Here is a 24,493-nt window from a genome sequence, read left to right as displayed (position 1 = left end):
GGCGCACAGACAACCGGGGAGCCTCTCGTTCACGCGAGGGGCTCTCCGGCTTTTCGCTGCCCATTGACGTCCGATTTGTGTGTGATGTCGGTCTCGCTTCCCGTTGCGGTGGAGCCAACCGGTACCTTCGGCGCGTTCTGGGCTGTACACCGGAAAAGGGGCAAAGGCCCCCGACCGCCGACGGTCCTGTCCGCGCGGGCCGGCCCGGCCGTACGTGCCGCCGCCCGCCCGTGCACCCTCCCCGTCGTTCGCCCGCAGGAAAGGCCGCCGCTTTGTCCCGTAACGCCCCGAGCGGCGCGCCGCGCACCCGGAAGACCAAGGTCCGACGGCCCCGGCGCACCGGCTGGCGCCGGCTGATACCGACCTGGCGGATGACCCTGGTGGGCCTGGTGGCCTCGGTACTGCTCGGGGTCGGCCTGTTCGCCCTCGGCATCGCCCTGGTGAAGGTGCCGGACGCGCACGCGGCCGCGACCACCCAGAGCAACACCTGGCTCTACCAGGACGGCTCGGTGCTCGCCCGGACCGGCCAGACCAACCGCCAGAACGTCCCGCTGGACAAGGTCTCCCCCGCCGCGCAGCACGCGACCCTGGCCGCCGAGGACCGCAACTTCTACCACGAGGGCGCCGTCAACGTGGCCGGCATGGTCCGCGCCGCCGTCAACACCGCCAAGGGCGAGGGCACCCAGGGCGGCTCCACCATCACCCAGCAGTACGTGAAGAACACCTACCTGAACCAGCAGCAGTCGGTCAGCCGCAAGGTGAAGGAACTCTTCATAGCGATCAAGGTGGACGCCACCGAGACCAAGGACGAGATCCTCTCCAGCTACCTCAACACCTCCTACTACGGGCGCGGTGCGTACGGCGTCCAGGCCGCCGCCCAGCAGTACTTCGGCGTCGACGCCGCCCAGCTCGACGCCGCCCAGGGCGCCTACCTGGCCACCCTGCTGAACGCCCCCAGCGCGTACGACGTCGCCACCGCCACCCCGGCGGGCAAGCAGAACGCCGTCAACCGCTGGAACTACGTGCTCGACGGCATGGTGAAGGAGGGCTGGCTGTCCGCCGAGGAGCGGGCCGCCACCGCCTTCCCCGAGGTCAAGGACCCGCAGGCGCAGCTCGGACTGTCCGGCCAGGCCGGCTACCTGGTCAACGCCGCGACCGAGTACCTCACCACCAACCAGGTCATCGGCGAGTCGGAGCTGGCCAAGGGCGGGTACACGATCAGGCTGACCGTCGACCCGACCCGCCAGCAGGCCCTGGAGGACTCCGTCCAGGCCCAGCTGCACGACACCCTCAACCCGGACAAGCGGAAGAAGGACGCCGCCGTCCAGGCCGGCGCCGCCTCCGTGGACCCGAAGAGCGGGGCCGTGGTCGCCCTGTACGGCGGGGTCGACTACACCAAGCACTACATCGACAACGCGACCCGGCGGGACTACCAGTCGGGCTCGACCTTCAAGGCGATCGCACTGGCGGCGGCGCTGGAGAACAACGCCAAGACCCAGTCCGGCCAGACCGTCACCCCGCGCACCGTCTACGACGGCACCAGCGAGCGCAAGGTCCGCGGCGGGAAGGGCACCCCGTACGCGCCGCCGAACGAGGGCGACAAGAGCTACGGCCAGATCACCCTCCAGCAGGCCACCGACTGGTCGGTGAACTCGGCCTTCGCCCAGCTCGCCCAGGACACCGGGCTGGCGAAGGTGCGGGACACCGCGATCGCGCTCGGCCTGCCCAGCAACACCCCGTCCCTGGACGCGGTGGGCTCCATCCCGCTGGGCACCTCGACCCCCAGCGTGCTCGACATGGCCGGGGTGTACGCCACGCTGGACAACGGCGGCAAGCAGATCACCCCGTGGCTGGTGCAGTCGGTGGACCGCGAGGGCGAGCCGCTCGCGCTGCCCGCCCACAAGACCACCCAGGCGGTCGGCGAGCAGACCGCGCGCCAGGTCACCTCGATGCTCCAGGGCGTGGTGGCCGACCAGGGCGGCACCGGCTGGCGGGCCAAGGCACTGGGCCGGCCGGCGGCGGGCAAGACCGGCACCACCGACGAGCACAAGGCGGTCTGGTTCGTCGGGTACACCCCGGAGCTGGTCACCTCGGTCGCGCTGTTCGGCCAGGACCCGGGCACCGGTGCGCAGGTCAGCCTGAGCGGCACCGGCGGACTCGACGGCGCGGCGGGCGGCCAGTACCCCGCGCAGATCTGGACCGCCTACATGAAGGCGGCCCTCAAGGGCCAGCCGGTCTCCGACTTCCCCGCGCCCGCGGGCGCCGACGACTCGGGGCGCGGCGGCTGGGGCTCCTCCGGGGCCGGTGCCTCGCCCAGCCCCTCGGGCGGCGCGAGCTCCGCGCCGGCCACCCCGGACGGGTCGGCGACGTCCTCCGGCGAACCGTCGCCGCCGGCCGGCCAGGGCGGAACGGGCGGCTCCGGCGGGTCGGGCGGATCGGGCGCCGGTTCGGAGCCCACCGCCACACCGTCGGGCGGACCGACCACGGCACCGCAGCCGACCGGGGGCACCGGCGGCTCCGGCACCGGCGGGGCGACCACCGCCCCGACCCAGCCGACGACGCCGCAGCCGACCAGCAGGCCGACCAGGACCCCGGCGCCGACGACCGCGCCGACCACCGGGCCCACCACGGCACCTCAGCCGACCGGGGGCACCGGCGGCTCGGGCACGGGGTCCGGCGGCGGCACCGGGACGGACACGGGCACCGGGACCGGCTCCGGCCAGTAGTTCCGGCCGGTGGCTCCGGGGCTGGTGACTACGGTCGGTGGCTCCGGCCGGTAGCGGGGGCTCACCCCGGGTGATGTGCAGGACCGAATAGCAAAATGACCCCTTACCAAAATTGCGGTCCTACTGTCACAATTCGTCGGTGCACAGCTCGAAGCCCCCGCTCGGCCGTTCCTCCGGCCGGACCCTCGGTCTCACCCTCGCCCTCGTCTCCGCGGTCGCCTTCGGCGGCTCCGGCACCGCGGCCAAGCCACTGATCGAGGCCGGGCTGTCGCCCCTGCACGTGGTCTGGCTACGGGTGACCGGCGCCGCCGTCGTCCTGCTGCCGCTGGCCTACCGCCACCGCGAGGCCGTGCTGCGGCGGCCCGGCCTGCTGATCGGCTTCGGCCTGCTGGCCGTCGCGGGCGTGCAGGCCTGCTACTTCGCGGCCATCTCGCGGATCCCGGTCGGCGTCGCGCTCCTGATCGAGTACCTCGGCCCGCCGCTGCTCATCGGCTACGTCCGGTTCGTCCAGCGCCGGCCGATCAGCCGGGGCGCGGCGATCGGCGCCGGCGTCGCGGTCGCCGGACTCGCCTGCGTGGTCGAGGTGTGGAACGGGCTGAGCTTCGACCTGCTCGGCGTGCTGTTCGCCCTGGGCGCCGCCTGCTGCCAGGTCGGCTACTTCGTGCTCGCCGACGCCGGGAGCCGGGGCGACCGCCCCGTCGACCCGATCGCCGTCAGCGCGTACGGCCTGCTGATCGGCTCGGTCGTGCTCACCGCCTTCACCCGCCCCTGGCAGGCGGACTGGGGCAAGCTCGGCGGGGACGTGGTGATGAACGGGCACACCCTGCCCGCGCTGCTCCCGGCCGCCTGGATGGTCCTGGTCGCGACCGTGCTCGCCTATCTGACCGGCGTCGTCGCCGTCCGCCACCTGTCGCCGCCGGTCGCCGGTGTGGTGGCCAATCTGGAGGCGGTCGTGGCGACCGTGCTGGCCTGGGTCCTGCTCGGCGAGCACCTCGGCCTGCCGCAGGTGACCGGCGGTCTGCTGGTGCTGGCCGGCGCCTTCGCCGCCCAGGCGAGCAAGCCCGCCGCCGTGGAGGCGTCCGGGAAGAGCGGGGAGAGCGGGGAGAGCGGGGAGGCCGGGCTGGACGCGGGCCTGGCAGCGGTTCCGGCGGGCGCGACCGCGCTCGGCGAACGGCTCGCACGGGCCGCCGGGGCCGGTGACGCCCAGGAGAAGGAACGCGGCCGGGAGCGGTAGCCCGCCGGCCGCCGACGCGGCGCCGCGACCGGTCGGACGCGACCGGTCGGATCAGCGGCCGACCCAGCCGAACCAGTCGAGGTGGCCGAGCGGCCACACCACGGCCGACACCGGACCGACCACGTTGTCCACCGGCACGGCGCCCCCGCCCGGGCCCCGCTGGTGGTACCGGGAGTCGGCGGAGTCACTACGGTGGTCGCCCTCGACCCAGACGTGGCCCTGCGGCACCGTCACCGGGCCGAAGTCCAGACCGGCGCAGGAGTCGTCCCCGGGGTGGAGGTAGGGCTCGTCGACCTTGGCACCGTCGACGGTCAGCGTGCTGCCCGAGCACTGCACGGTCTGCCCGCCCGTCGCGATCACCCGCTTGACCAGGTAGTTGTCGTCCTTCGGCGGCACCAGGCCGACGAAGGAGAGCGCCGAACCCAGCGCGTCGGTCAGCGGATTCCCGTCCGTCGCCTGCGGCGGCAGCCAGCCCCCCGGGTCCTTGAACACCACCGGCTGGCCCGGCTCGGGCTTCCAGCCGGTCAGCGGGGCGAACTTGTTGACACCGACCCGGTCGCCGATCCGCAGGGTGTTCTCCATCGAACCGGAGGGGATGGTGAACACCTGGAACAGACAGGTCTTGATCAGCAGCGCGACCACCAGGCCCACCGCCGCCATGGCCGGGATCTCGATCCACCACGGCCGCGGCCGGCGCCCCGGCCGCCCCTTTTCGGCGACCTGCTCCGGCGCCCCTCGGCGGCCCGCCGCGCCCGCCGGGCCTCGGCCCGGCCCCCGACCGGGGCACCGGGGGCGGCGGTCCCGGCCCCGGCATCGCCGCCGTGCGTATCCGGCAGGTTCACCGCCATCGTCGCTGCTCCACTCTCCGGCTGCGGGGGAACCAGCACGCTACGCCAATCGGGGATCCAGGCGAAATCGGGCGTTTACCCGTGCCCGACATCCCCCGGGCGTCCCCCGGGCCCGCGGCGACGGCGGCTCCGGCCCCCGACGCGGGCCGCGCGGGCCGTCAGACCGCGTCGTTCCCGCCGGTCACGGCGTCGCTCGCGATGGCCTCGTGGTGCCGGATGACCTCGGCGATGATGAAGGTCAGGAACTTCTCCGCGAACACCGGGTCCAGGTGCGCGCCGGCCGCCAGCTCGCGCAGGCGCTTGATCTGGGCGCGCTCACGGGCCGGATCGGCCGGGGGGAGCTTGTGCTCGGCCTTGAGCCGGCCGACCCGCTGGGTCGCCTTGAAGCGCTCGGCCAGCATGTGGACCACCGCGGCGTCGATGTTGTCGATGCTCTCGCGCAGGCTGGTCAGCTCGGCCCGCACGGCGTCGGCGACCCCCTCGGGCAGTCCGGCGTCGGGGGTCGTGGGGTGGTCCGTCATCGGGAAGGCTCCGCGGCTCTCTCGCGTCTTGCGCCCGACCGTCCGGCGGCCGGGCCCGGGCGCGCGCAAATCTAACAGGACGCCCGACGCGGGCCCGCACCATTTGGCCGATCGGTCCACGATATGGACGGCACACGGACCGACCGCCGGACGGTGCTCCGAGCTGCCCCGGCCCGCCCTCCGGGAGCCGCCTTCACCCGGACGGCCGAGGGATTTTCGGACTCGGCAGACCGATGCGCTACTTGTGGCTGGCCCCGGAGCTGCACGTAGGCTGGGGCGCGGCAGGACCGGACGTGACGAACCAGCAGTTCCTGATTCGATGGAGGTACCGATCGTGGCAACCACTCGCACCGCCCGCACCGCTTGGGAAGGCAACCTGGTCGACGGCAAGGGCCAGGTGGCGTTCGCGTCGTCCGGCATCGGCGAGTTCCCGGTGTCCTGGCCGGCCCGCGCCGAGGCGCCCAACGGGCTGACCAGCCCGGAGGAGCTCATCGCCGCCGCGCACTCCGCCTGCTTCTCGATGGCCCTCTCGCACGGTCTGACCGGCGCGGGCACCCCGCCCACCAAGCTCGACACCCAGGCCGACGTGACCTTCCAGCCGGGCACCGGCATCACCGGCATCCACCTCACCGTCACCGGTGAGGTGCCCGGACTGGACGAGGCCGGTTTCGTGGCCGCCGCCGAGGACGCCAAGGCGAACTGCCCGGTGAGCCAGGCCCTGACCGGCACCACCATCACCCTCACGGCCTCGCTGGCCGGCTGACCGTCCGGTCCTCCCGCTCCTCCTGCTCCTCGGCCCCGGTGGGGCGCGTGTTCGGCGCTCCGCCGGGGCCCGAGGGCGCACTCCTGGAGCACGCGCCCTCGGTGCACATCATGTGATGTGTACCGGGGGCGTCCGCATGTATCGCCGTACTTGCCCCCAAAGCCGACGAATCACCCTGGCGGCGGTCACCGCGCGTTGCCGTCGCGTCCTATGATCGGCCGCAGCACCCTGTTCCTCACGGTTCCTCAGGCGGGCTTCGGCCCGGCCCGCTCCGTCCCGAGCGTTCCGCCACGCCGCCCGCCCGCAGGAGCCCCGGCAGGGTGCGGAGCCGGCCGCCGCAGTCGGGTGACCGGCCGGACCAGCGTCAAGCGTCAGCAGCGGACGGGAGCATGCCGTGCCGGGCCAGAACGAGGGGGCCGACGCTCACCACCCCGGCGTACGGCGCGAGGAGCCACGGGCGCACCACCACCTCCCGCCACCCGCCCCCCACCCCGTCGGAAGCACGAACGGCACCGGCCCCGGGGCCACCGTCGGCACCACCCAGGCCGTCCTGGACGGCGTGTCCGGCGGCGCCCTGCTCTGCCCGACCTGCTCGCGGCCGCTCTCCGACGAGGCCCACCGGGCGGCGGACGACAGCCCCGGCACCGGGACCCACGCGCCGGAACCGGCCGCCACCGAGGGCGGCGACCGGCTGCTGGCCGCCCTGCGGGTGAGCGAGGCCCGGCTGCGGGCCGCCTTCTGGGACGCCGGCATCGGCATGGCCCTGATCGACCCCGAGGACCGGATCATCGAGGTCAACCCCGCCTTCGCCACGCTCACCGGCCGCACCGTCGGCGAACTGGTGCAGACCCACATCTACGAGATCGTCGACCCCGAGGGCATGCCGCACCGGCTCTTCCCGGCCCTCGTCAACGGCGAGCGCGACCGGCTCCGGGTCGAGAAGCAGCTCAAGCACCGCGAGGGGCGGACGGTCTGGAGCAAGGTGACCGTCTCGCTGATCCGGGACGCCGCGGGCGGGCCGCTCTACACGCTCGCCCTGGTCGAGGACATCACCGAGCAGCGCCGGCTCGGCGACCGGCTGGAGTACCAGGCCCTGCACGACCCGCTGACCCGCCTGCCCAACCGGACGTACTTCTTCGAACGCCTCGACGCCGCCTGCCTCACCGCCGACCGGTCGACGGCGCCCCTGCCCGCACCCCCGGGCCCGGCCGCCGGGGACGGCACCGGGGACGGGACGGACGGCCCCCGGGTCGGCGTCTGCTACCTGGACCTCGACGGGTTCGCCGCGATCAACGAGACACTCGGGCACCACATCGGCGACCAGCTGCTGATCGCCGTGGCCACCCGGCTCCGGCGCGGCTTCACCGCGCACGGCACCCAGCTGGTGGCGCGGATGGGCGGTGACGAGTTCGCCGTCCTGGTGACCGACAGCCGGGGCAGCGAGCAGCTGACCGATCTGGCCGCCCGGATCCTCGAAGCCCTGGAACGCCCCTTCGACGTGGCCGGCCACCGCCTGGTGGTCACCGCCAGCGTCGGCGTCGTCGAGCGCTCCGTGCAGGAGACCACCCCCACCGACCTGGTCAAGGACGCCGACGCCACCCTGTACTGGTCCAAGGCCGACGGCCGGGCCCGGTGGACCCTCTACGACCCCGACCGGGGCGCCCACCAGCTGACCCGCCAGCTGCTCGCGACCGCGCTGCGGCCGGCGCTGGAGCGCGGCGAGTTCACCATCGAGTACCAGCCGCTGGTCGGCCTCGCCGACGGCGCCGTGCACGGCGCCGAGGCCCTGGTCAGATGGCGCCACCCCCGCTACGGGACGCTCTCGCCGGACCGCTTCATCCCGCTCGCCGAGGAGTCCGGGGCGATCGTGCCGCTCGGCAAGTGGGTACTGGAGGAGTCCTGCCGTCAGGCACGGCGCTGGCTCACCGAGTTCCCCGAGACCGAGACCTTCGTCAGCGTCAATCTCGCCGCCCGCCAGATCTGGGACTCCGACGTGGTCGCCGATGTCGCCCAGGCCCTCGAACGCACCGGGCTGCCGGCCCGGCTGCTGCAGCTGGAGATCACCGAGAGCGCGCTGCTCGGCCCCGGCGGGCGCCCGCTCCAGGCACTGCAGGCGCTCGCCGACATGGGCGTCCGGATCGCGATCGACGACTTCGGGACGGGCTACTCGAACCTCGCCTACCTCTCCCGGCTCCCGGTGCACGTACTGAAGCTGGACGGCACCTTCATCGAGGGCTTCCGCGACCCCTCCCCGACCGGCTCCCGGGCGGAGCTCCCCGAGTTCGGCGCGCGGCGGAGCGACGCGGACGAGCAGATCGTGGGCGCGATGGTGCAGCTCGCCCACACCCTCGGCCTGACCGTGACCGCCGAGGGCATCGAGAGCGCCGCCCAGGCCGAACGGCTGCGGCTCACCGGCTGCGACACGGCCCAGGGCTGGTACTTCGCCCGCCCCGGCGAGGCGGAACTGGTCGCGGCGATACTCCGCGACAACCGGGACAACCGGGACAACCGCGGCAATCGCGAGGGCCGGGAGGGCCTGGAGAGCCGCGACGGCCGGGGCGGGCGCGAGGACCGGGGCTGACGCCGGTCAGCCGGCCGAGGCCCGGACCCCGGTCAGGCCGTACGCCTCGGCGATCAGCCCGTAGGAACGCAGCCGCGCCTCGTGGCCGTGGATGTGCGAGGTCACCATCAGCTCCTCCACCCCGGTCCGCTTGCGCAGCGCCTCCAGCCCGTCGGCCACCTCGCCCGGCGAGCCCAGCACGACATTGCCCAGCCACTCGTCGATGAAGTCCGCCTCCGCCGGGCTGTACGGGTAGGACTCGGCCTCCTCGGGCGTGGGGATGGGGCCCGGGTTGCCGCGGCGCAGCCGGAGCATGCCGAGGGCCGCGGAGCGGGCCAGGCGGCGGGCGGCGTCCCGGTCGTCGGCCGCGACCGCGCCCACCCCGATCAGCGCGTACGGCTCGTCGAGGACGGCGGAGGGGCGGAACTCCGAGCGGTAGAGGTCGAGGGCCGGGAGGGTGTTGACGCTGCTGAAGTGGTGCGCGAAGGCGAACGGCAGCCCGAGGCGGCCGGCCAGCTGGGCGCTGAAGCCGGAGGAGCCGAGCAGCCAGATCGGCGGCCGCCCCTCGCCCTTCGGGACGGCGGTCAGCCGGGCGTAGGCGTGCTCGGCCGGGAAGCTGCCGTCGAGGAAGTGGGTCAGCTCCGCGAGCTGGCGGGGGAAGTCGTCGGCGCCCTCGCCGAGGCCCCGGCGCAGCGCCCGGGCGGTGGCGGCGTCGGTGCCGGGGGCCCGTCCGAGGCCGAGGTCGATCCGGCCCGGATGGAGGGCTTCGAGCAGGCCGAACTGCTCGGCGATCGCCAGCGGGGCGTGGTTGGGCAGCATCACGCCGCCCGAGCCGAGCCGCAGGGTGGTGGTGTGGGCGCCGAGGTGGGCCAGCAGGACGGCCGGGGTGGAGCTGGCGACACCGGGCATGCCGTGGTGCTCGGCCACCCAGAAGCGGTGGTAGCCCCATTCCTCGGCGCTGCGGGCGAGGGTGGTGGTCGCGGAGAGTGCCTGCGCGGGTGTGTGGCCGACCCCGACGGTGGCCAGGTCGAGAATCGACAGCGGGGCGGGCGCCGTTCCCCGGGCCGTGCCCCGGATCGCGTCCGCGGCGGGTGCCGCGCTCCTGCCGTCCCGCTGCTGCGCCCGCCTGTCCTCGGTCGTCATACCGTCCGTCCTCCTGGCCGTGGTCGTTCCGTCCGCCGGTGCGGTGCACCGGTGCCGGCCACCGGGTCGGCCGGTGCCGCCGCCGGTGCCGACAGTGGTCAACCCCGGCCGCGGTCCCCCTTGTTCCCCGGCCCCGGGCCCGGCCGCGCCCCGGCCGACCCGTTCGCGAACGCCCGTCCCGTCCGTCGCCGGAGGTCCCCGGGGACCCGGCTCCCGGTTGACGCAGAGCCAGCGGACGAACACCCGTGGCGACTTCACGCCAGCGCGGGAAGTCGCCAGCCGGAGGGCTCGCGGGCGGTGTCCGGCGTCCGGCAGGCTTGGTTCCCGGCGGATCACCCAACCGGATCCGCACTCACCAGCAAGATCGTCGGGCTGGACCAGCGCCGACCGATCCCCGCGAGCCCCCGGAGCGGCACCCCGCCCCGGGGGCTCGTGCCATTCCGGGCCCGCCCCGTCCCGGCCCCGCGCAGTCCCGGCCCGCACAGTCCCGGGCCGGTGAGGCCCGACGCCTGTGAGCCGGCGCACAGCCGGGGTGCTTCATGGCATGAAAAGTCGAGGCGCTAGCGTTGTCCCTTGCAACCACTGCTCCTCCGGGCAGCCTGGAGGGAGGAAGCACATGGACATCGCAACACTGGCCGGATCCTCGTGGATCTGCGCCCTGGCACTCTGCGCCGTCCTCGGCGACGCCTTCCTCCCCTTCATCCCGAGCGGGACGATCGTCATACTCGCCGTGCTCAAGACGGCGCAGATAGACGGCGCGCCCGTACTGCTCGGGCTGGGTGTGGCCACCGCCTCCTTCCTCGGCGATCTGCTGCTGCTCCAGCTGGCCCGTCGCGGCGCGCCCATGGTCAACCGGCGACTCGAACACCGCCCGAAACTCGCGGCGAGCGTGGCGCGGGTGCAGCAGGCGCTGGACGAACGCACCACGCGGGCGGCGGCCGTCATGGTCGTGGTCGCCCGCTTCGTCCCGGCCGGGCGGACCGTCCTCGATCTGGCCATCGGCCACTCCCCCGCGCACCCCCACCGCTTCCTGCGATGGTCGGCGCTGGCCGCGATGATCTGGGCGGCCTACATCGTGACCCTGGGCTGGCTCAACAGCCACTGGTTCGACACCGCCTGGCTGAGCCTCGCGGTCTCCTGCACCGCGGCCACCGCGGTGAGCACCGCCATCGCGCGGATCGTGCGCCGCAACCGCCGGCTCTCGCTCGGCTGACGCCTCGACGGCACGCCCCGAATCGGGCGAAGCGTCACAGGACGGCAACAGAAGACATTTCTTCGCATCCCGTACAGGCGTGCCGAGCGTGTTCATGGTCGGCGGCCCCCGGTTCCTTGGTGACCCGTGCGTCCGCATGCAATCCTAACGACGGATAATCACTCAATTGTCCGAATTGACTGATGCGGGCAGGGCCACGGCCGTACCCGGTCCGGACGACCCCAGGGGAGACGATGGGCAGCATCTCGCGCAGGACCGTGCTCACAGCCACCGCCGCGACCGCGGCCCTCGGAGCGGTGACCGCCTGCTCCGGGGGCGGCTCGGGACCGGCCGCCGCCTCCGGCTCCAGCTCGGGTCCCGCCCCCGCCCCCACCACCGGCGGGCCGAGCACCGCAACCGGCGGCACCCCGAGCGGCACCCCGACCAAGGGCAAGCCGATCGGCGACGGATCGACCTCCGACACCGGCCCCCAGCCGAACCAGCCCAAGCCGGAGAAGCTCAAGCCCGGCGAGCGCCCGCCGCAGTTCGTGGTGTTCTCCTGGGACGGCGCCGGAGCGACCGAGGACGGTCAGTTCCCCCGGTTCCTCAAGCTCGCCGAGGAACACAAGGCCTCGATGACCTTCTTCCTCTCCGGTATATACGCCCTGCCCAAGGGCAGGTCCGAGCTGTACCACCCGCCGAAGCACTCGGTCGGCGCGTCCGACATCCCCTACCTGTCGGACGGCGCGGTCAAGAACACCATCAAGCTCGTCAGCCAGGCCTGGCTGGCCGGCCACGAGATAGGCACCCACTTCAACGGCCACTTCTGCTCGACCCGGCCGGACGGCAACGGCGTCAACAAGTGGACCCCCGAGGACTGGCAGAGCGAGATAGACCAGGCCGTCGGCTTCGTCACCCAGTGGCGGACCAACACCGGCTTCACCGACGTCGACCCGCTCCCCTTCGACTACAAGAAGGAGCTGATCGGCGGCCGCACCCCCTGCCTGGAGGGGCAGAAGGCCCTGCTGCCGACGGCCGCCGCCCTCGGCTGGAAGTACGACGCCAGCTCCTCGGGCGGCCAGCAGATCTGGCCCCAGAAGGTGCAGGACGGGAAGGTCTGGGACCTCCCGCTGCAGAGCATCCCGTTCCCCGGGCACACCTTCCAGGTGCTCTCCATGGACTACAACATCCTGGCCAACCAGTCGAAGGTCACCAACGGGGACCCGGCCAAGTTCAACGACTGGCGCACCCAGGCCAGGGACTCCTACCTGGCCGGCTTCGACCGCGCCTACAACGGCAACCGCGCGCCGCTCTTCATCGGCAACCACTTCGAGCAGTGGAACGGCGGCATCTACATGGACGCCGTCGAGGAGACCCTCAAGACGATCGCGGGCAAGCCCGAGGTCCGGCTGGTCTCGTTCAAGCAGCTCGTCGAGTGGCTGGAGGTGCAGGACCAGTCCACCCTCCGCAAGCTGCGCACCCTCAACGTGGGGCAGGCGCCGGCCGGCGGCTGGGAGTCCTTCCTCGGCACGGCCGGCTAGGGGCTACCGGCGGGGGCGGCCGTCGCCAGGCCCAGCGCGTACGGGAGCCAGAACTCCCCCGCCCGGGGCTCGCCCCGGCCGCACTCGCCGTCCGACTCGCCCGGGTTCTTGATCCAGAGGAAGGCGTCGGCCCCGGGCTGCCCGGTCTCCGTCGTGGGCGGCGCGCCGAGCGCGCGGCCGGGCGGGTTGCACCACGCCTCCGCGCTCAGCGGGCCGTTGCCGTTGCGGCTGGTGTCGACGACGAAGTGCTTGCCGTCCAGCAGGGCGGACAGCTGGGCGCCGTACGCGGTTGTGCGGTCGGTGGCGTAGAAGTTGGAGACGTTCAGCGCGAAGCCGTCGGCCGCCGCGACCCCGGACTTGCGCAGGGCCTCGGCCAGTGCGGCCCGGTCCTGCACCCAGCCGGGGTTGCCCGCGTCCAGGTAGACCCGCACCTGCGGACGCTTCTTCAACTCCTGCACGGCGAAGGCCAGCAGGCCGTAGCGCTCGGCGGCGGCATCGCCCTTGACCCCGCAGGCGTCCAGCGTGTGCGCGACCGCGTCGGGCTCCAGCACCACCCAGGCCCGGCGGTCACCGAGCGCCTCCGCGAGCCCGGTGACCCAGGCCCGGTACGCGGCCGCGTCGGTGGCGCCGCCGGCCGAGTAGAGGCCGCAGTCCCGGTGCGGGATGTTGTACGCGACGAAGACCGGCGTCCGGTCGGCCTCGGCGGCGCGCCGGCTCACCTGCTCGGCGGTGCCCCGGGCGGCCTGGTCGGTCAGCCACTGCGAGGAGGGCCGGGCGGCGATCCGCAGCAGGGTGTCCGCCTCCGCCGTCCGGCCCTGGCCGCGCAGGGCGGTCACCTGCTGGGCGGCGGCGGTCCGGTCGGAGACGTAGAAGGTCTGGCCGGGGAGCTGCGGCAGGGCACCGGGCACCGGCAGCCCGGGCGCGGGGGCCGCGGGTGTGGTGACCGCAGGTGCGACCGCCGAGGGTGCAGTGGCCGCGGGTGTGGTGGCCGGTACGACCGCTCCCGTCGGACTCCCCCCGGCGCAGCCCGCGAGCCCCGCCACGAGCCCCAGCAACGCCGCCCCCACGGCCGGCCGGAACCCAGCCCCTCGCCCAACTCGGCGCACGTACCGCCCCTCCCAGATCCGGCCCGGCGACCCGGCCCGGCCCCAGCTTCGCACACCGGGCACCGCCCGCCGTCCACCGGAAGGTGAACGGCGGGCGGCCCGCACCGAGGAGACGAACCGTCAGGGACGGGCCTGGCCGGAACGGCTCGACCCGGGGCGACCGGGCTCGGCTCAGCCCTGCTTGAGGTCCGGGATCCGCCAGTCGATCGGGTCGACCCCGAAGCCCTCCAGCGCGGTGTTGATCTGCGAGAACGGGCGGCTGCCGAAGAACAGCTTGGCGGACAGCGGCGACGGGTGCGCGCCCTGGACCACCACGTGCTTCTCGGTGTCGATCAGCGGGAGCTTCTTCTTCGCGTAGTTGCCCCAGAGCACGAAGACCACCGGCTCCTCGCGGGCGCTCACCGCCTTGATCACCGCGTCGGTGAACTTCTCCCAGCCCTTGGCCTTGTGCGAATTGGCCTCGTGCGCACGGACCGTGAGCACCGCGTTGAGCAGCAGCACGCCCTGCTCGGCCCAGTGCATCAGGTAGCCGTTGTCCGGCGCCGGAATGCCGAGGTCGGCGTCCAGCTCCTTGAAGATGTTGCGCAGCGAGGGCGGCGTCCTGGTGCCGGGCAGCACCGAGAAGCTCATACCGTGGGCCTGGCCGTCGTCGTGGTACGGGTCCTGGCCGAGCACGAGCACCCGGACCTTCTCGTACGGCGTGGCCTCCAGCGCGGAGAACTCCTGCCCGCTCGGCGGGAAGACCTGGTGCTCCGCGCGCTGGGCCGCCACGAAGGCCGCCAGCTCGGCGAAGTACGGCTTCTCCGTCTCGGTGCCCAGCACCTCCCGCCAGGACTCCGGCAGCTCCAGACCGGCTCCCGATTCCGCCCCGCCCACGTTCGCCTCGACCGTGTCCGTCACGACGACATCTACCTCCCACCGGACGGCCGCTCACCGCGGCACCGCCCCGACCTGCGGGCATATCGCGCCCCTCGCGCCGTACGCCCTCTTTCACCCCGAACGCTACACAGGCCCACCGACAACCGGGTCCCCGACCGCTTCGCCGGAGGGCTCGCCGGCCGGTTCCGCACCCGGCTCCCGGGCCGGTTCCGCGACCACCGCCACCGCCGCCGCGTTCACGCGCCGGTGCTCGACCACGTTCAGCACCACCAGGACCACCGCGAGCGTCACCAGCGCGGCGAGCGCCGGCCACCGCACCATCGCGGGCGCGAGCGCCAGTACCACCGCCGCCGCCACGATCCGGGTGGTGGCGACCGATCGGAACATCATCCAGCGCGTGTAGCCGAAGGTCAGCAGATACAGTCCGCACCCGCCGTACAGCAGCCCCACCGAGGCCGCGCCCAGCGCCCGGCGGGGATCGGCCACCGTCTCGCCGAAGCCCACCGCCACCGCGATCACCGCGGCCGCCAGCGCCAGGTGCCCGTACTGGAAGACCCGGCGGACCATGTCCCGGCGCGAGTCGGCGACGGTGACGGCGTGCCGCATGGCATCGGCGGCGAAGACGAAGTACTGCCACCAGAGCCCGGCCGAGATGGTGAACGCGGCCGTCACCGCGACGAGTTCGGCCGCGTCGAGGCGGACCGCGGCCGCGCTCGCGCCGATCCCGACGATCGACTCGCCGAGCGCCACCAGCAGGAACAGGGCGAACCGCTCCGGCATGTGCGACGGGTGGTAGGCGACGGCGGCCAGCTTGCGGCGGAACACCACCGGCCCGGACAGGTCGCAGAGCGCCGCCAGCGCCCAGAGGCAGACCTTCGGCCCCTCCGGCAGCAGCCCGCCCGCCACCAGCAGCGGCCCGCTGACCAGCACACCCACCCCGTACGGCCCGCGCCAGACCCCCGGGATGCGCACCAGCAGGAGCAGCAGCACCACCCGGGCCGCCCAGTACCCGGCGCCGAGCAGCACGCCCCGGTTCCCGTACGCGCCGGGCACGGCCAGCGCCATGACCAGGCCGGTGAACCCGACGGCCAGGATGCCCAGCCGGTCGCGCGCGGTGTCCACGTCGCGGATGTTGGCCTGCACGGTGGTGCCGACCCAGCACCAGTAGACCGGGACGAACACCACCAGCGCCTGCACGATCCCGAGCGGGTCGTGGCGGTGGTGCAGCAGGCCGGAGACCTGGGTGATCGCGAAGACGAAGATCAGATCGAAGTACAGCTCCGCCCAGGTGACCCGCTTCTCCGGCGCCTCCCCGCCCGGCCGTTCGTCCGGCCGTTTCGCTTCCGGCCGCTTCCCCTCCGGCGGTCTCCGCTCCGACCGTTCCCCCGTCCGGACCGCCGATTCCTCGGCCCCCACCGGAAGCTCCCCCGTTGTGCTCATCCGCCCCTCCTCGGCGCACACAGCGAACGGGCCCGCCCGGGACATCGGCCGGGGCGGGGCCCGCAACAGCAGTGCCGAGGCTAGACCAGCCCGCCCCGGCCCACCGCCCCGGCACCGCCCCTGTCCACCGGTCGGCAGCCCCTACGAGCGGCGGCCCGGGACGACTAGGCTGATCGTCGTTGGGGCAGCCATTGGCGCCCGGCCGGCCGCTGGTGTCCGGTCCGGTGCGATTTTCGAACCATCGCAAGACCTAGGAGACACCAGACCTAGGAGACACCACCGTGGCAGACCGCAAGCCCATCGACACCTGGCTGACCGACATGGACGGGGTCCTCATCCACGAGGGCGTGCCGATCCCCGGCGCCGATGCCTTCATCAAGCGGCTGCGTGAGTCCGGCAAGCCGTTCCTGGTGCTCACCAACAACTCCATCTACACCCAGCGCGACCTGCACGCCCGGCTCTCCCGGATGGGCCTGGACGTCCCCGCCGAGCACATCTGGACCTCCGCGCTGGCCACCGCGAAGTTCCTCTCCGACCAGCGCCCGAACGGCACCGCGTACGTGATCGGCGAGGCCGGACTGACCACCGCGATGCACGACGTCGGCTACGTGCTCACCGACACCGACCCCGACTTCGTCGTCCTCGGCGAGACCCGGACGTACTCGTTCGAGGCCATGACCAAGGCCGTCCGCCTGATCAACGACGGCGCCCGGTTCATCGCCACCAACCCGGACGAGACCGGCCCGTCGGCCGAGGGCGCGCTCCCCGCCACCGGCTCGGTCGCCGCCCTCATCACCAAGGCCACCGGCGTGGAGCCCTACTTCGTCGGGAAGCCCAACCCCCTGATGATGCGCGCCGGTCTGAACGCCATCGGCGCCCACTCCGAGCGGAGCGCGATGATCGGCGACCGGATGGACACCGACATCGTCTCGGGCATGGAGGCCGGTATGTCGACCTTCCTGGTCCTCACGGGCCTCACCCTGGCCAGCGAGGTGGAGCGCTTCCCGTACCGGCCGACCCAGGTGGTCGACTCGATCGCGGACCTGGTCGACCTGATCTGAGACACGGTCACCGCCCCCGGTCCCACGGCACCTCGAAGGCCCTCCCGCTTCCGCGCGGGAGGGCCTTCGCCGTGGCGGCCGCCGCCCGGAGCGGTCCGGCCGCCCCTCAAGGACTCCTTAAGCCGCCCCTAACCGCACCGATGACCCCTCAGCGGCGCGGCCGGGCGCGGTTAGCGTGAGCGCCACGCCGGGTCCCCCGCACCGGCCCCGGCGGCCACCACCGTCGGTCTCCACCCGGGTCTGCCGCCGCCGCGCCCCCCACCGCGGCGGCGGCACCACCTGACCGACCGGCACTGCCGGCACCGGTCCGGAAGCCCCCGGGTCCGGCGCCGGGTCCGAAAGCCCCGGGTCCGACGCCGAAACCGGGGCCAACCGGGCACACCGTGGTTGAGTAGGGCGCATGACCACCTCCGCGCGCCCCGCCGCCCCCGGAGCTCCCGGCTCCCGCCCGCCCTTCCGCGTCGGTCTGATCGGCTACGGCCTGGCCGGCTCCGCCTTCCACGCGCCCCTGATCGCCACCACCCCCGGACTCCGGCTCGCCGCGGTGGTCACCGCCAACCCCGACCGCCGGGCCCAGCTGCGGCAGGAGCACCCCGACGCCCGCGCCGTCGACACCCCCGAGCAGCTGCTCGCCGACCCCGACGCGCTCGACCTGGTCGTCATCGCCTCCCCCAACCGCACCCACGCCCCGCTCGCCCGCGCCGCCCTGCGGGCCGGGCTGGCCACCGTGGTCGACAAGCCGCTCGCCGCCACCGCCGCCGAGGCGCGCGAACTCTGCGCGCTCGCCGGATCGAGCGGCACCCTGCTCACCGTCTTCCAGAACCGCCGCTGGGACGGCGACTTCCTCACCGCCGCCCGCCTGGTCCGCGAGGGCGCGCTCGGCCGGGTGCACCGCTTCGAGTCCCGCTTCGAGCGGTTCCGGCCCAAGCCCAAGCCCGGCTGGCGCGAGCTCGCCGACCCGGCCGAGGTCGGCGGCACCCTCTACGACCTCGGCAGCCATCTCGTCGACCAGGCGCTCACCCTCTTCGGGCCGGTCGACACGGTGTACGCGGAGATCGACGTGCGGCGCGACGGCGCGGTGGTCGACGACGACGCCTTCCTCGCCCTCACCCACGCCAACGGCACCCGCTCCCACCTGTGGACCAGCGCGATCGCCCCGCTCGTCGGCCCCCGGCTGCGGGTCCTCGGCGACGCCGCCGGATACGTCAAGCCCGGCATGGACCCCCAGGAGGCGGCCCTGCGGACCGGCCTGCGCCCGGACGGCACCATGCCCTGGGGCGCCGACGACCCCGCCCAGTACGGCACCCTCGGCAGCGACGGGTCCACCACCCCGCTGCCCACCGACCCCGGCGACTACCCCGCGTTCTACGCGGGCGTCGCCGCCGCCCTGGCCACCCCCGGCACCCCGCCCCCGGTCGACCCGCGCGACGCCGTCGCCACCCTGACCGTCCTGGAGGCCGCCCGCGCCTCGGCCGCCACCGGCACCGCCGTCCGGCTCGAGGACGCTTCCGCCTGACCCCGCCCGAGCCCGCCTGACCCCGCCCCGTCGGCCGCCCGCGCCCCGTTGTGGGCGCGGGCGGCGGGCAGGGGCGGCGGGTGGCGGCGCGGGGGTGCTCAGATTCCGATGACCTCGACCGCCGAGCCCAGCCCCTTGAAGTCCGAGATGTTGCGCGTGTACAGCGGCAGCCCGTGCGCGGAAGCGATCGCGGCGATCATCAGATCGATCCGCCGCGGCCGCGGCTGCCGGCCGGCCGCGATCGTCAGCGTCACCAGGGTCCCGTAGCGGGCCGCGGCGGCCCCGTCGAAGGGCAGCGGGTCGAAGTCCGCCATCGCCGCGCCCAGCACCTCCAGCCGGGCCGCCCGGCTGACCGGGTCACGGGCCATCGACACGCCCTGCTGCAGCTCCGCGAAAGTGATCGCGGTCAGCTCCGGCACCGCCGGCAGATCGGCCGGGCTCAGCAGCGCCAGGTCGATGTAGACGCATGTGTCCAGCACCCCGGCGGGCCGCCGCCGGGCCGCCCGCCGCCGCTCAGCCACGCGGCCGCTCGAACGGGTCGCCGTCCTCGTCCCCGACCAGCTCCTCCGGCCCGAAGTACTCCTCGGACTCCTTGCGCATCTGCTGGTAGTCCACCCGCGGCAGCTTCACGTGCCGCGCCACCAGTTCCTCGGCCGTGAGCCGCCGGCGCCCCGCCACCGGCCGCAGCTCCGCGACCTCGACCCCGTTCCTGGTGATGTGGAAGATCTCCCCCGCCTCCACCGCGTCCATCACCGCGGCGGAGTTGTTCCGGAACTCCCGCTGGGTAATCGTCTTCATGCTTTCCAAGGTAGCCCCGTGTAGCACCCGCGGCTACGCCTCGCGCACCGATCCGCCGGAAATCCACCACCCCCGGACCCGGCGCCGCGTTACCGTACGACATCGACCGATCACGCTGGGGGGCTCCGACCGTGGCCGACACGACCACCGAAGCACAGCAGAATCCGTGGCTCCACGGCCAGGACGGCCCACCGCCCGGCATCCCGCGCCCCGCCGCCGGACCTGGCCCCTGGGCGAACGGCCCCTCGGCCGGCGCACCCGTCCACGTCGAACCGGCCGCACTCCGGCTCGCCGCCACCGCCTCCCGGCGCCTCCAGGGCGAACTGCGGCAGGCCGTCGGCCACGCCGAACCGGACACCGGCGCCACCGCCACCGCCCTGACCGCCGACGGCTTCGCCACCGGCGCCGCGCTCACCCAGGTCCTCGGCTGGTGGAAGACCCGCTGGACCAGCCTCGACCAGCGCCTCGGCCTCGCCGCCGACCGGCTGGAGGCCACCGCCACCGCCTACCGGTCGGCCGACACCGCCGCCGCCTCCGCGCTCCGGGCCCCCTGAGCCGTGGTGACCTTCGACCGGCTCCGGCACGCCGCCCTCGGCCCGCTCGACCGGACCGGGGACACCTGGAACGGCCTCGCCGGACACGCCGAACAGATCGCCGGCCAGGTCCGCTCCGGCGTCCTCCGGCCCCTCACCGGCGCCGCACCGAGCCCCCTCGCCGCCGCCGCCGGCGCCCGCGCCTGGAGCGGCCTCGCGGCCGACGAGGCCACCCGGGAGATCGGCCTGCTCGCCGACGAGCTGACCGCCTTCCACTACGAGGCCCTCGCCGTCACCGCCGCCCTCCGCCGTGCCGCGTCCGCGTTCACCCGGGCCCAGCAGGACCTGCAGCGGGCCATCGGCGACGCCGAGGCCCTCGGCGCCACCGTCGGCGGTGACGGCACCGTCACCCTGCCCCCGCTCCCGCCCGAGGACCGCAACGACCCGGACGCGATCGCGTACCGGCGGCGGCAGTGGGAGGAACTCCAGCAGCACGTCGAGGCGATGCGGAAGGCGGTCGCGGCCGCCACCGAGGCCGATGCCACGGCGGCGGCCGCCCTCCGCACCCTCGACCCCGCCGAGGTCGACCCGGCGACGCGACCGGGGGCGGTGGCGGACGCCCGTGGCGACCTCGTCCGGGCCGCGGGGATGCCGACCGACCCGAAGGCCCTGCGGCTCTGGTGGGGCGCGCTGGACCCGAGCGTCCGCGCCGGGCTGCTGGCGGCGGACGGGGAGAGGCTGGTCGCGGCGGGTGTACTGGGCCCGGTCGACTACGAGTGGCACGCGCCGGACGCGGGTGCGGGAGACTTCGCCCAGCGGCCGCCGGGCCCGGGGGACTACGCGATCGGAGTGGCGGCGCAGACGCTGCTCGTGGGCGGTGGAACGTTCGTCGGATACACCGACGCCGCGCGCCACATGGAACACTTCCTGGCCGCGAGCGGAGAACCACTGACCGTGGACGTGGACCGCATGCTCGGTGACGATCAGAAACTCAGCGGTCTGGTGGAGCAGCAGATCACCGCCAACCGGGCAGCGTGGCGGCAGACGGCCCTGGATGCCTTCGCGCAGTCGGGCGGTGCTCCGGTGGCGGTCCCGATCGAGGCCGCCCAACAACGAACCGCGGACACCCGGAACTGGTACCTGGCCATCGGCAGCCACGCATTCGCCACCTCCGGCGTGGTCACCGCCCGGCCCGGACCGGACGGAAAGCCACAGGTCTCGATCCACTACCAGGTCCACATCTGGGACCGCTACAACTGGGACCCCGGCAAGAGCACGCCGATCGCTGGGACCAACATCAAGGACAGCGACATGGCCGCACTCCACCAGACCGGCCTGGCCAGGGAGTACGACCTGATCGGGCGGAGCACCCCGAGGACCGTCGCCCTGCCCGAGTCCTCGGCGGACCTGCCCGGAGTGCCCGACTGGCCGAGCGGCACCCGGGACGGTGCCCGGAGCGATCCGAGCCGGGAGGACCGATGAACCGGCAGCCCGACCGACAGTTCATTCGCCGACGACGGCTGGTGATCGCGCTGCTCACCGGTGCCGTGCTGCTGCCGGTGGCCCTCCTGTACTGGGCGTACGAGACGGACCGGAGAGCGGCCGACGACAGCGGCCGGCCGGGTTCGTGGATGTCGGCGACGGCGGAGCAGGTCGCCGATCTGACACGGGTGCCGGTGCCCACCCTGGCGGTCGACGTGCGGTGGGGGCACCAGAACGGATTCCAGTACGACCTCGGCGTCCAGTCGTTCCGGCTGCCGAGTGAGCAGACCGGCACGTTCAGGGACGGTCTCGCCGTGGCCGAGTGGCGCGCGGGCAAGCCCCTCGACCCGGGTACCGACGACGGTCTCGTCCACATCGGGGCGCCCGATCCTCGCACCGAGTCCTCGATGACCTGTGGCCTTTTCGAATCCCGTCTGCCCGGACACGTGACCTCGACTTCCGTCTGCCTCGCCCCTCGGCCCGACGGGACCAGCCAGATCTGGGTGAGTGCCGTGCGCACCCCCTGAGACGGGGGTCCGGTCGGCCGCCCCGTCTGGCATCATCGTTGGCAGTACTGGTCCGGAGCGCAGAGGAGGCAGGGACGTGGCCGTGGTCGCGATGCTGCTCGGGCTGCTCCGGGTGCTGAGTGGGGAGTGGCTCGTCGAGGGTGGCGGGTCGCTGACGTCGGTGGCGGCTGCGGCCGCCGTGGTGCTGGTGACCGGGGCGGTCGCGGGGGCGCTGGTCGTCGCGCGGCTGCTGGGGGCGCGGGCGCCGGCGAGTGTGCGGGCCGGGGTGCTGCGCAGGCGCGCGGCCCGGACGGCCTTCCTCCCGCAGCGTGATCCGGATGCCCGGGGCCGTCAGCGCCCGAGGGCCCCGGGAGCGGTCCCGGCGGCCGCGTAGCACCGGGGATTCCTTCACCACCGGCCCGTCGCGGCCGTCCTCCGTCGATCACTCGTACCCCGAGACCCCCGGAGGGCTCGCTCCACCATGTCCGTTTTCGCAATCCTCGACCCGGCCGTCGGCCTGGCCCACGATGTCGTCGCCGCGTTCGCGCAGGTCGTCCCGACCGCGCTCGCGATCGTCCTGTTCACCGTCTGCGTCCGGCTGGCACTGCACCCGCTGGCGCGGGCGGCGGCGCGCGGCGAGAAGGCGCGAACCCGGCTGGCGCCGCGGATCGCCGAGTTGAACCGCAAGCACAAGGGCCGCCCGGAGAAGCTCCAGGCGGCGCTCGCCGAGCTGTACCGGGAGGAGAAGGCCTCGCCGTTCGCGGGCTGCCTGCCGATGCTGGTGCAGATCCCGTTCTTCTCGGTGATGTACCGGCTGTTCACCACCCCGAACGACCTGCTCGGCCACACCCTGTTCGGTGCCCCGCTGGGGTTGCACGTGGGCTCGGCACACGGTGCCGGCGAGTGGGCGGTGTTCGCGGTGCTGTACGCGGGGCTGGCGGCGCTGGGGTACGTCAACTTCCGGAAGGCCCGCCGGGCCCAGGCCGAGCAGGCGGCTCAGGCGGCACAGTCGGCGCAGGACGCACCGGCGCAGCCCGGGCTCGCGTTCCTGCCGTACCTGTCCTTCGGCACCGTGCTGTTCGCCGCCCTCGTCCCGCTGGCGGCCGCGGTATATCTGCTGACCACCAGCACCTGGACGGCGGCCGAGCGGGCCTGGCTCCACCGGGACGGGACGCCGGAGCCCGCGGTTCCGGCGCTGGTCTGAGGCCGGATCGGCCGGACCGCCCGGCCTGCTCTAGCCTGTGTGATCGTTTGGGCCGGTCGGTCGGACGATCACGCAGGTGGGCTCAGATGAAGGGAAGGGTGGCGTCATGGCGGTCGCTGCGCCGGCGTTGGCCGAGTTGCGGGAGGTCTGTCAGCCGCGGGCGAAGCTGGCGAGCCGCAACGGGGAGCACTGGGCGGGCCGGCTCTACATGCGCGCCGTGTCGTTGCGGGTCACCCGGCAGTTGGTGCGGACCTCGGTGGCGCCGAACACCCTGACCTGGCTGATGGTGGTATGCGGGGTCGGGGCGGGGGCGGCGCTGCTGGTCCCAGGCCTGGTGGGCGCGGTGCTGGCGGCGGTGCTGTTCCAGGGCTTCCTGCTGTTCGACTGCGTCGACGGCGAGGTGGCCCGCTGGAAGCGGCGGTTCAGCACGGCCGGGGTGTACGTGGACCGGCTCGGCGCGTATCTGGCGGACGCCGCGCTGATGGTCGGCGCGGGTGTCCGGGCGGCCCGGGGCGGGTCGGAGCTGTGGGTGTCGGTGGGCCTGGCGGCGGCGCTCGGTGTGGTGCTGCTGAAGGCGTCGACCGATCTGGTGGACGTGGCGCGGGCGCGCAGCGGGCTGGCTCCGGCGGACGAGGAGTCGACGCAGCCGCGTTCGCAGGGCATCGCGACGGCGCGCCGGCTGGCGTCGGTGTTCAAGATCCACCGGGTGACCAACGGCATCGAGGCCTCGCTGGTACTGCTGGCGGCGGCGGTGGCGGACGTGGCGGTCGGCGGCATCGGCCCGACCCGGGCGGTGGTGGCCGGTATCGCGGTGATCACCTGGGGCATGGTGGTGGCGCACCTGGCCTCGATCCTGTCCTCCTCGCGACTGCGGTAGCCCGCCGCGCGGTCGAGCGCCGCCGTGGCGAACTCGCCACTGGTGACGCCGCGTTGACATGCACCGGGGCCGTCCGCTGTCAAGCCCGGTGATGCCGAGCGGCCACCGCTCGACCCCCGCCGTTCGACCGGGGCACCCGCTCCCCCCGTCGGACGGCCGGGGGCGGCCGAGGCCGGTCCGCAGGATGACGCGGGCCGGCCGGGGCGACTGCCAGCCTGGACCCGGAGGGCCCGAGGTCCGGGCCGGAGGGGTTCATGATGACGTTCGGTCAAAATAGTTATCCGGCAGGCAAGTTGCGTGAGCGCGGCCGACTGGGCAGGAGGCTGGCCGCCGTCGCCCTGGCGGGTGCCGCCGTCGGCACACTCGCCCCGGCCGCGATGGCGGCGCCCGCCCCGGCCGATGCCCGCCGGGGCGGGGTCGACGCGCGGGCGGAGCTGCGGGCGTTCGTCGCGGACGGCTCCTCGACGGCCGCGTTCGCCGAGGTCCGGGAGGACGGCCGGCGGATCTGGCGCGACGCGGTGGGCACGTCCGACCTGGCCACCGGGCAGCCGGTCAGGCCGGAC

22 protein-coding genes and 1 pseudogene are annotated in these 24,493 nt (G+C 74.0%); 15 read left to right on the top strand and 8 right to left on the bottom strand.

Features of this window, described 5'->3' with window-relative positions:
* Window positions 1-272 precede the first annotated feature (272 nt).
* Entirely contained in the window at window positions 273-2,726 is a 2,454-nt protein-coding gene (locus tag VR45_RS17150; protein WP_045940632.1) for a transglycosylase domain-containing protein, read from the top strand.
* Between the two features lie 139 nt (window positions 2,727-2,865).
* The gene (locus VR45_RS17145; protein ID WP_078896596.1) at window positions 2,866-3,960 is read left to right on the top strand and encodes an EamA family transporter; all 1,095 of its coding nucleotides are present in this window, start codon (window positions 2,866-2,868) and stop codon (window positions 3,958-3,960) included.
* 51 nt (window positions 3,961-4,011) lie between these two features.
* Here the strand turns inward: VR45_RS17145 and lepB are convergent, their stop codons facing one another.
* The gene (gene lepB, locus VR45_RS17140; protein WP_286163283.1) at window positions 4,012-4,629 is read right to left on the bottom strand and encodes a signal peptidase I; all 618 of its coding nucleotides are present in this window, start codon (window positions 4,627-4,629) and stop codon (window positions 4,012-4,014) included.
* Between the two features lie 337 nt (window positions 4,630-4,966).
* A complete protein-coding gene (locus VR45_RS17135; protein WP_045940631.1) occupies window positions 4,967-5,329 on the bottom strand; it encodes a chorismate mutase in 363 nt (120 codons plus the stop codon).
* Window positions 5,330-5,663: 334 nt separating this feature from the next.
* Between VR45_RS17135 and VR45_RS17130 the strand changes: the two genes are divergently transcribed.
* Together VR45_RS17130 and VR45_RS17125 are read left to right on the top strand one after the other, a co-directional pair.
* On the top strand, window positions 5,664-6,092 hold the full coding sequence (locus VR45_RS17130; protein ID WP_045940640.1) for an OsmC family protein: 429 nt from the start codon (window positions 5,664-5,666) through the stop codon (window positions 6,090-6,092).
* 394 nt (window positions 6,093-6,486) lie between these two features.
* The gene (locus VR45_RS17125) at window positions 6,487-8,673 is read left to right on the top strand and encodes a GGDEF domain-containing phosphodiesterase (RefSeq protein WP_078896595.1); all 2,187 of its coding nucleotides are present in this window, start codon (window positions 6,487-6,489) and stop codon (window positions 8,671-8,673) included.
* Between the two features lie 6 nt (window positions 8,674-8,679).
* Here VR45_RS17125 and VR45_RS17120 read toward each other — a convergent pair whose 3' ends face one another.
* Entirely contained in the window at window positions 8,680-9,795 is a 1,116-nt protein-coding gene (locus VR45_RS17120) for an LLM class flavin-dependent oxidoreductase (protein ID WP_045940630.1), read from the bottom strand.
* A 616-nt stretch (window positions 9,796-10,411) separates the two neighbouring features.
* Between VR45_RS17120 and VR45_RS17115 the strand changes: the two genes are divergently transcribed.
* Window positions 10,412-11,008 carry a VTT domain-containing protein gene (locus tag VR45_RS17115; RefSeq protein ID WP_045940629.1) on the top strand — a complete coding sequence of 199 codons (597 nt, stop codon included), beginning with the start codon at window positions 10,412-10,414 and terminating at the stop codon, window positions 11,006-11,008.
* A 233-nt stretch (window positions 11,009-11,241) separates the two neighbouring features.
* Window positions 11,242-12,528 (top strand): lipoprotein, encoded by a 1,287-nt coding sequence (locus VR45_RS17110; RefSeq protein WP_045940628.1) that lies wholly within the window; start codon window positions 11,242-11,244, stop codon window positions 12,526-12,528.
* On the opposite strand, the gene VR45_RS17105 is transcribed toward VR45_RS17110, so the two are convergent.
* The 3 genes from VR45_RS17105 to VR45_RS17095 form a co-directional block, all read right to left on the bottom strand.
* Window positions 12,525-13,436 carry a glycoside hydrolase family 6 protein gene (locus VR45_RS17105; protein WP_234326006.1) on the bottom strand — a complete coding sequence of 304 codons (912 nt, stop codon included), beginning with the start codon at window positions 13,434-13,436 and terminating at the stop codon, window positions 12,525-12,527. The two genes, VR45_RS17110 and VR45_RS17105, sit on opposite strands and share 4 nt — an antisense overlap.
* A 369-nt stretch (window positions 13,437-13,805) precedes the next feature.
* Window positions 13,806-14,534: a uracil-DNA glycosylase gene (locus tag VR45_RS17100; RefSeq protein WP_234326005.1), complete on the bottom strand. Its 729-nt coding sequence runs from the start codon at window positions 14,532-14,534 to the stop codon at window positions 13,806-13,808.
* 102 nt (window positions 14,535-14,636) lie between these two features.
* Window positions 14,637-15,953: a low temperature requirement protein A gene (locus VR45_RS17095; RefSeq protein WP_078896594.1), complete on the bottom strand. Its 1,317-nt coding sequence runs from the start codon at window positions 15,951-15,953 to the stop codon at window positions 14,637-14,639.
* A 281-nt stretch (window positions 15,954-16,234) separates the two neighbouring features.
* Between VR45_RS17095 and VR45_RS17090 the strand changes: the two genes are divergently transcribed.
* Window positions 16,235-17,014, top strand: a complete 780-nt coding sequence (locus VR45_RS17090) for an HAD-IIA family hydrolase (RefSeq protein WP_045940627.1) — start codon at window positions 16,235-16,237, stop codon at window positions 17,012-17,014.
* Between the two features lie 400 nt (window positions 17,015-17,414).
* Window positions 17,415-18,530, top strand: coding sequence for a Gfo/Idh/MocA family oxidoreductase (locus tag VR45_RS17085; RefSeq protein WP_045940626.1), 1,116 nt, complete (start codon window positions 17,415-17,417; stop codon window positions 18,528-18,530).
* A 98-nt stretch (window positions 18,531-18,628) separates the two neighbouring features.
* Here the strand turns inward: VR45_RS17085 and VR45_RS17080 are convergent, their stop codons facing one another.
* A complete protein-coding gene (locus tag VR45_RS17080) occupies window positions 18,629-19,051 on the bottom strand; it encodes a type II toxin-antitoxin system VapC family toxin (protein WP_234326004.1) in 423 nt (140 codons plus the stop codon).
* A complete protein-coding gene (locus VR45_RS17075; protein ID WP_030394189.1) occupies window positions 19,044-19,328 on the bottom strand; it encodes a type II toxin-antitoxin system prevent-host-death family antitoxin in 285 nt (94 codons plus the stop codon). The genes VR45_RS17080 and VR45_RS17075 overlap by 8 nt, the downstream gene beginning before the upstream one ends.
* A 131-nt stretch (window positions 19,329-19,459) precedes the next feature.
* Here VR45_RS17075 and VR45_RS45680 point away from each other — a divergent pair, with 131 nt between their 5' ends.
* The 7 genes and pseudogenes from VR45_RS45680 to VR45_RS17040 form a co-directional block, all read left to right on the top strand.
* A complete protein-coding gene (locus VR45_RS45680) occupies window positions 19,460-19,882 on the top strand; it encodes a hypothetical protein (protein ID WP_045940625.1) in 423 nt (140 codons plus the stop codon).
* A 6-nt stretch (window positions 19,883-19,888) separates the two neighbouring features.
* Window positions 19,889-21,343, top strand: a complete 1,455-nt coding sequence (locus VR45_RS17065; protein ID WP_052709153.1) for a hypothetical protein — start codon at window positions 19,889-19,891, stop codon at window positions 21,341-21,343.
* Complete coding sequence (locus VR45_RS17060) at window positions 21,340-21,870, top strand: hypothetical protein (RefSeq protein WP_045940624.1); 531 nt, start codon at window positions 21,340-21,342, stop codon at window positions 21,868-21,870. The genes VR45_RS17065 and VR45_RS17060 overlap by 4 nt, the downstream gene beginning before the upstream one ends.
* Before the next feature lie 76 nt (window positions 21,871-21,946).
* Window positions 21,947-22,243 carry a DUF6412 domain-containing protein gene (locus tag VR45_RS17055; protein ID WP_234326003.1) on the top strand — a complete coding sequence of 99 codons (297 nt, stop codon included), beginning with the start codon at window positions 21,947-21,949 and terminating at the stop codon, window positions 22,241-22,243.
* 87 nt (window positions 22,244-22,330) lie between these two features.
* On the top strand, window positions 22,331-23,053 hold the full coding sequence (locus tag VR45_RS17050) for a YidC/Oxa1 family membrane protein insertase (protein ID WP_045940623.1): 723 nt from the start codon (window positions 22,331-22,333) through the stop codon (window positions 23,051-23,053).
* Window positions 23,054-23,159: 106 nt separating this feature from the next.
* On the top strand, window positions 23,160-23,930 hold the full coding sequence (locus tag VR45_RS17045) for a CDP-alcohol phosphatidyltransferase family protein (RefSeq protein ID WP_045940622.1): 771 nt from the start codon (window positions 23,160-23,162) through the stop codon (window positions 23,928-23,930).
* Between the two features lie 254 nt (window positions 23,931-24,184).
* A pseudogene (locus tag VR45_RS17040) lies at window positions 24,185-24,493 on the top strand (hypothetical protein); the annotation flags it as partial.

The organism is Streptomyces sp. NRRL S-495 (assembly GCF_000966955.1).
In the GTDB taxonomy this organism is placed as follows: domain Bacteria; phylum Actinomycetota; class Actinomycetes; order Streptomycetales; family Streptomycetaceae; genus Kitasatospora; species Kitasatospora purpeofusca.
Note: the sequence above shows the minus strand (reverse complement) of the source record. Positions and strands in the feature narration are given on the sequence as shown.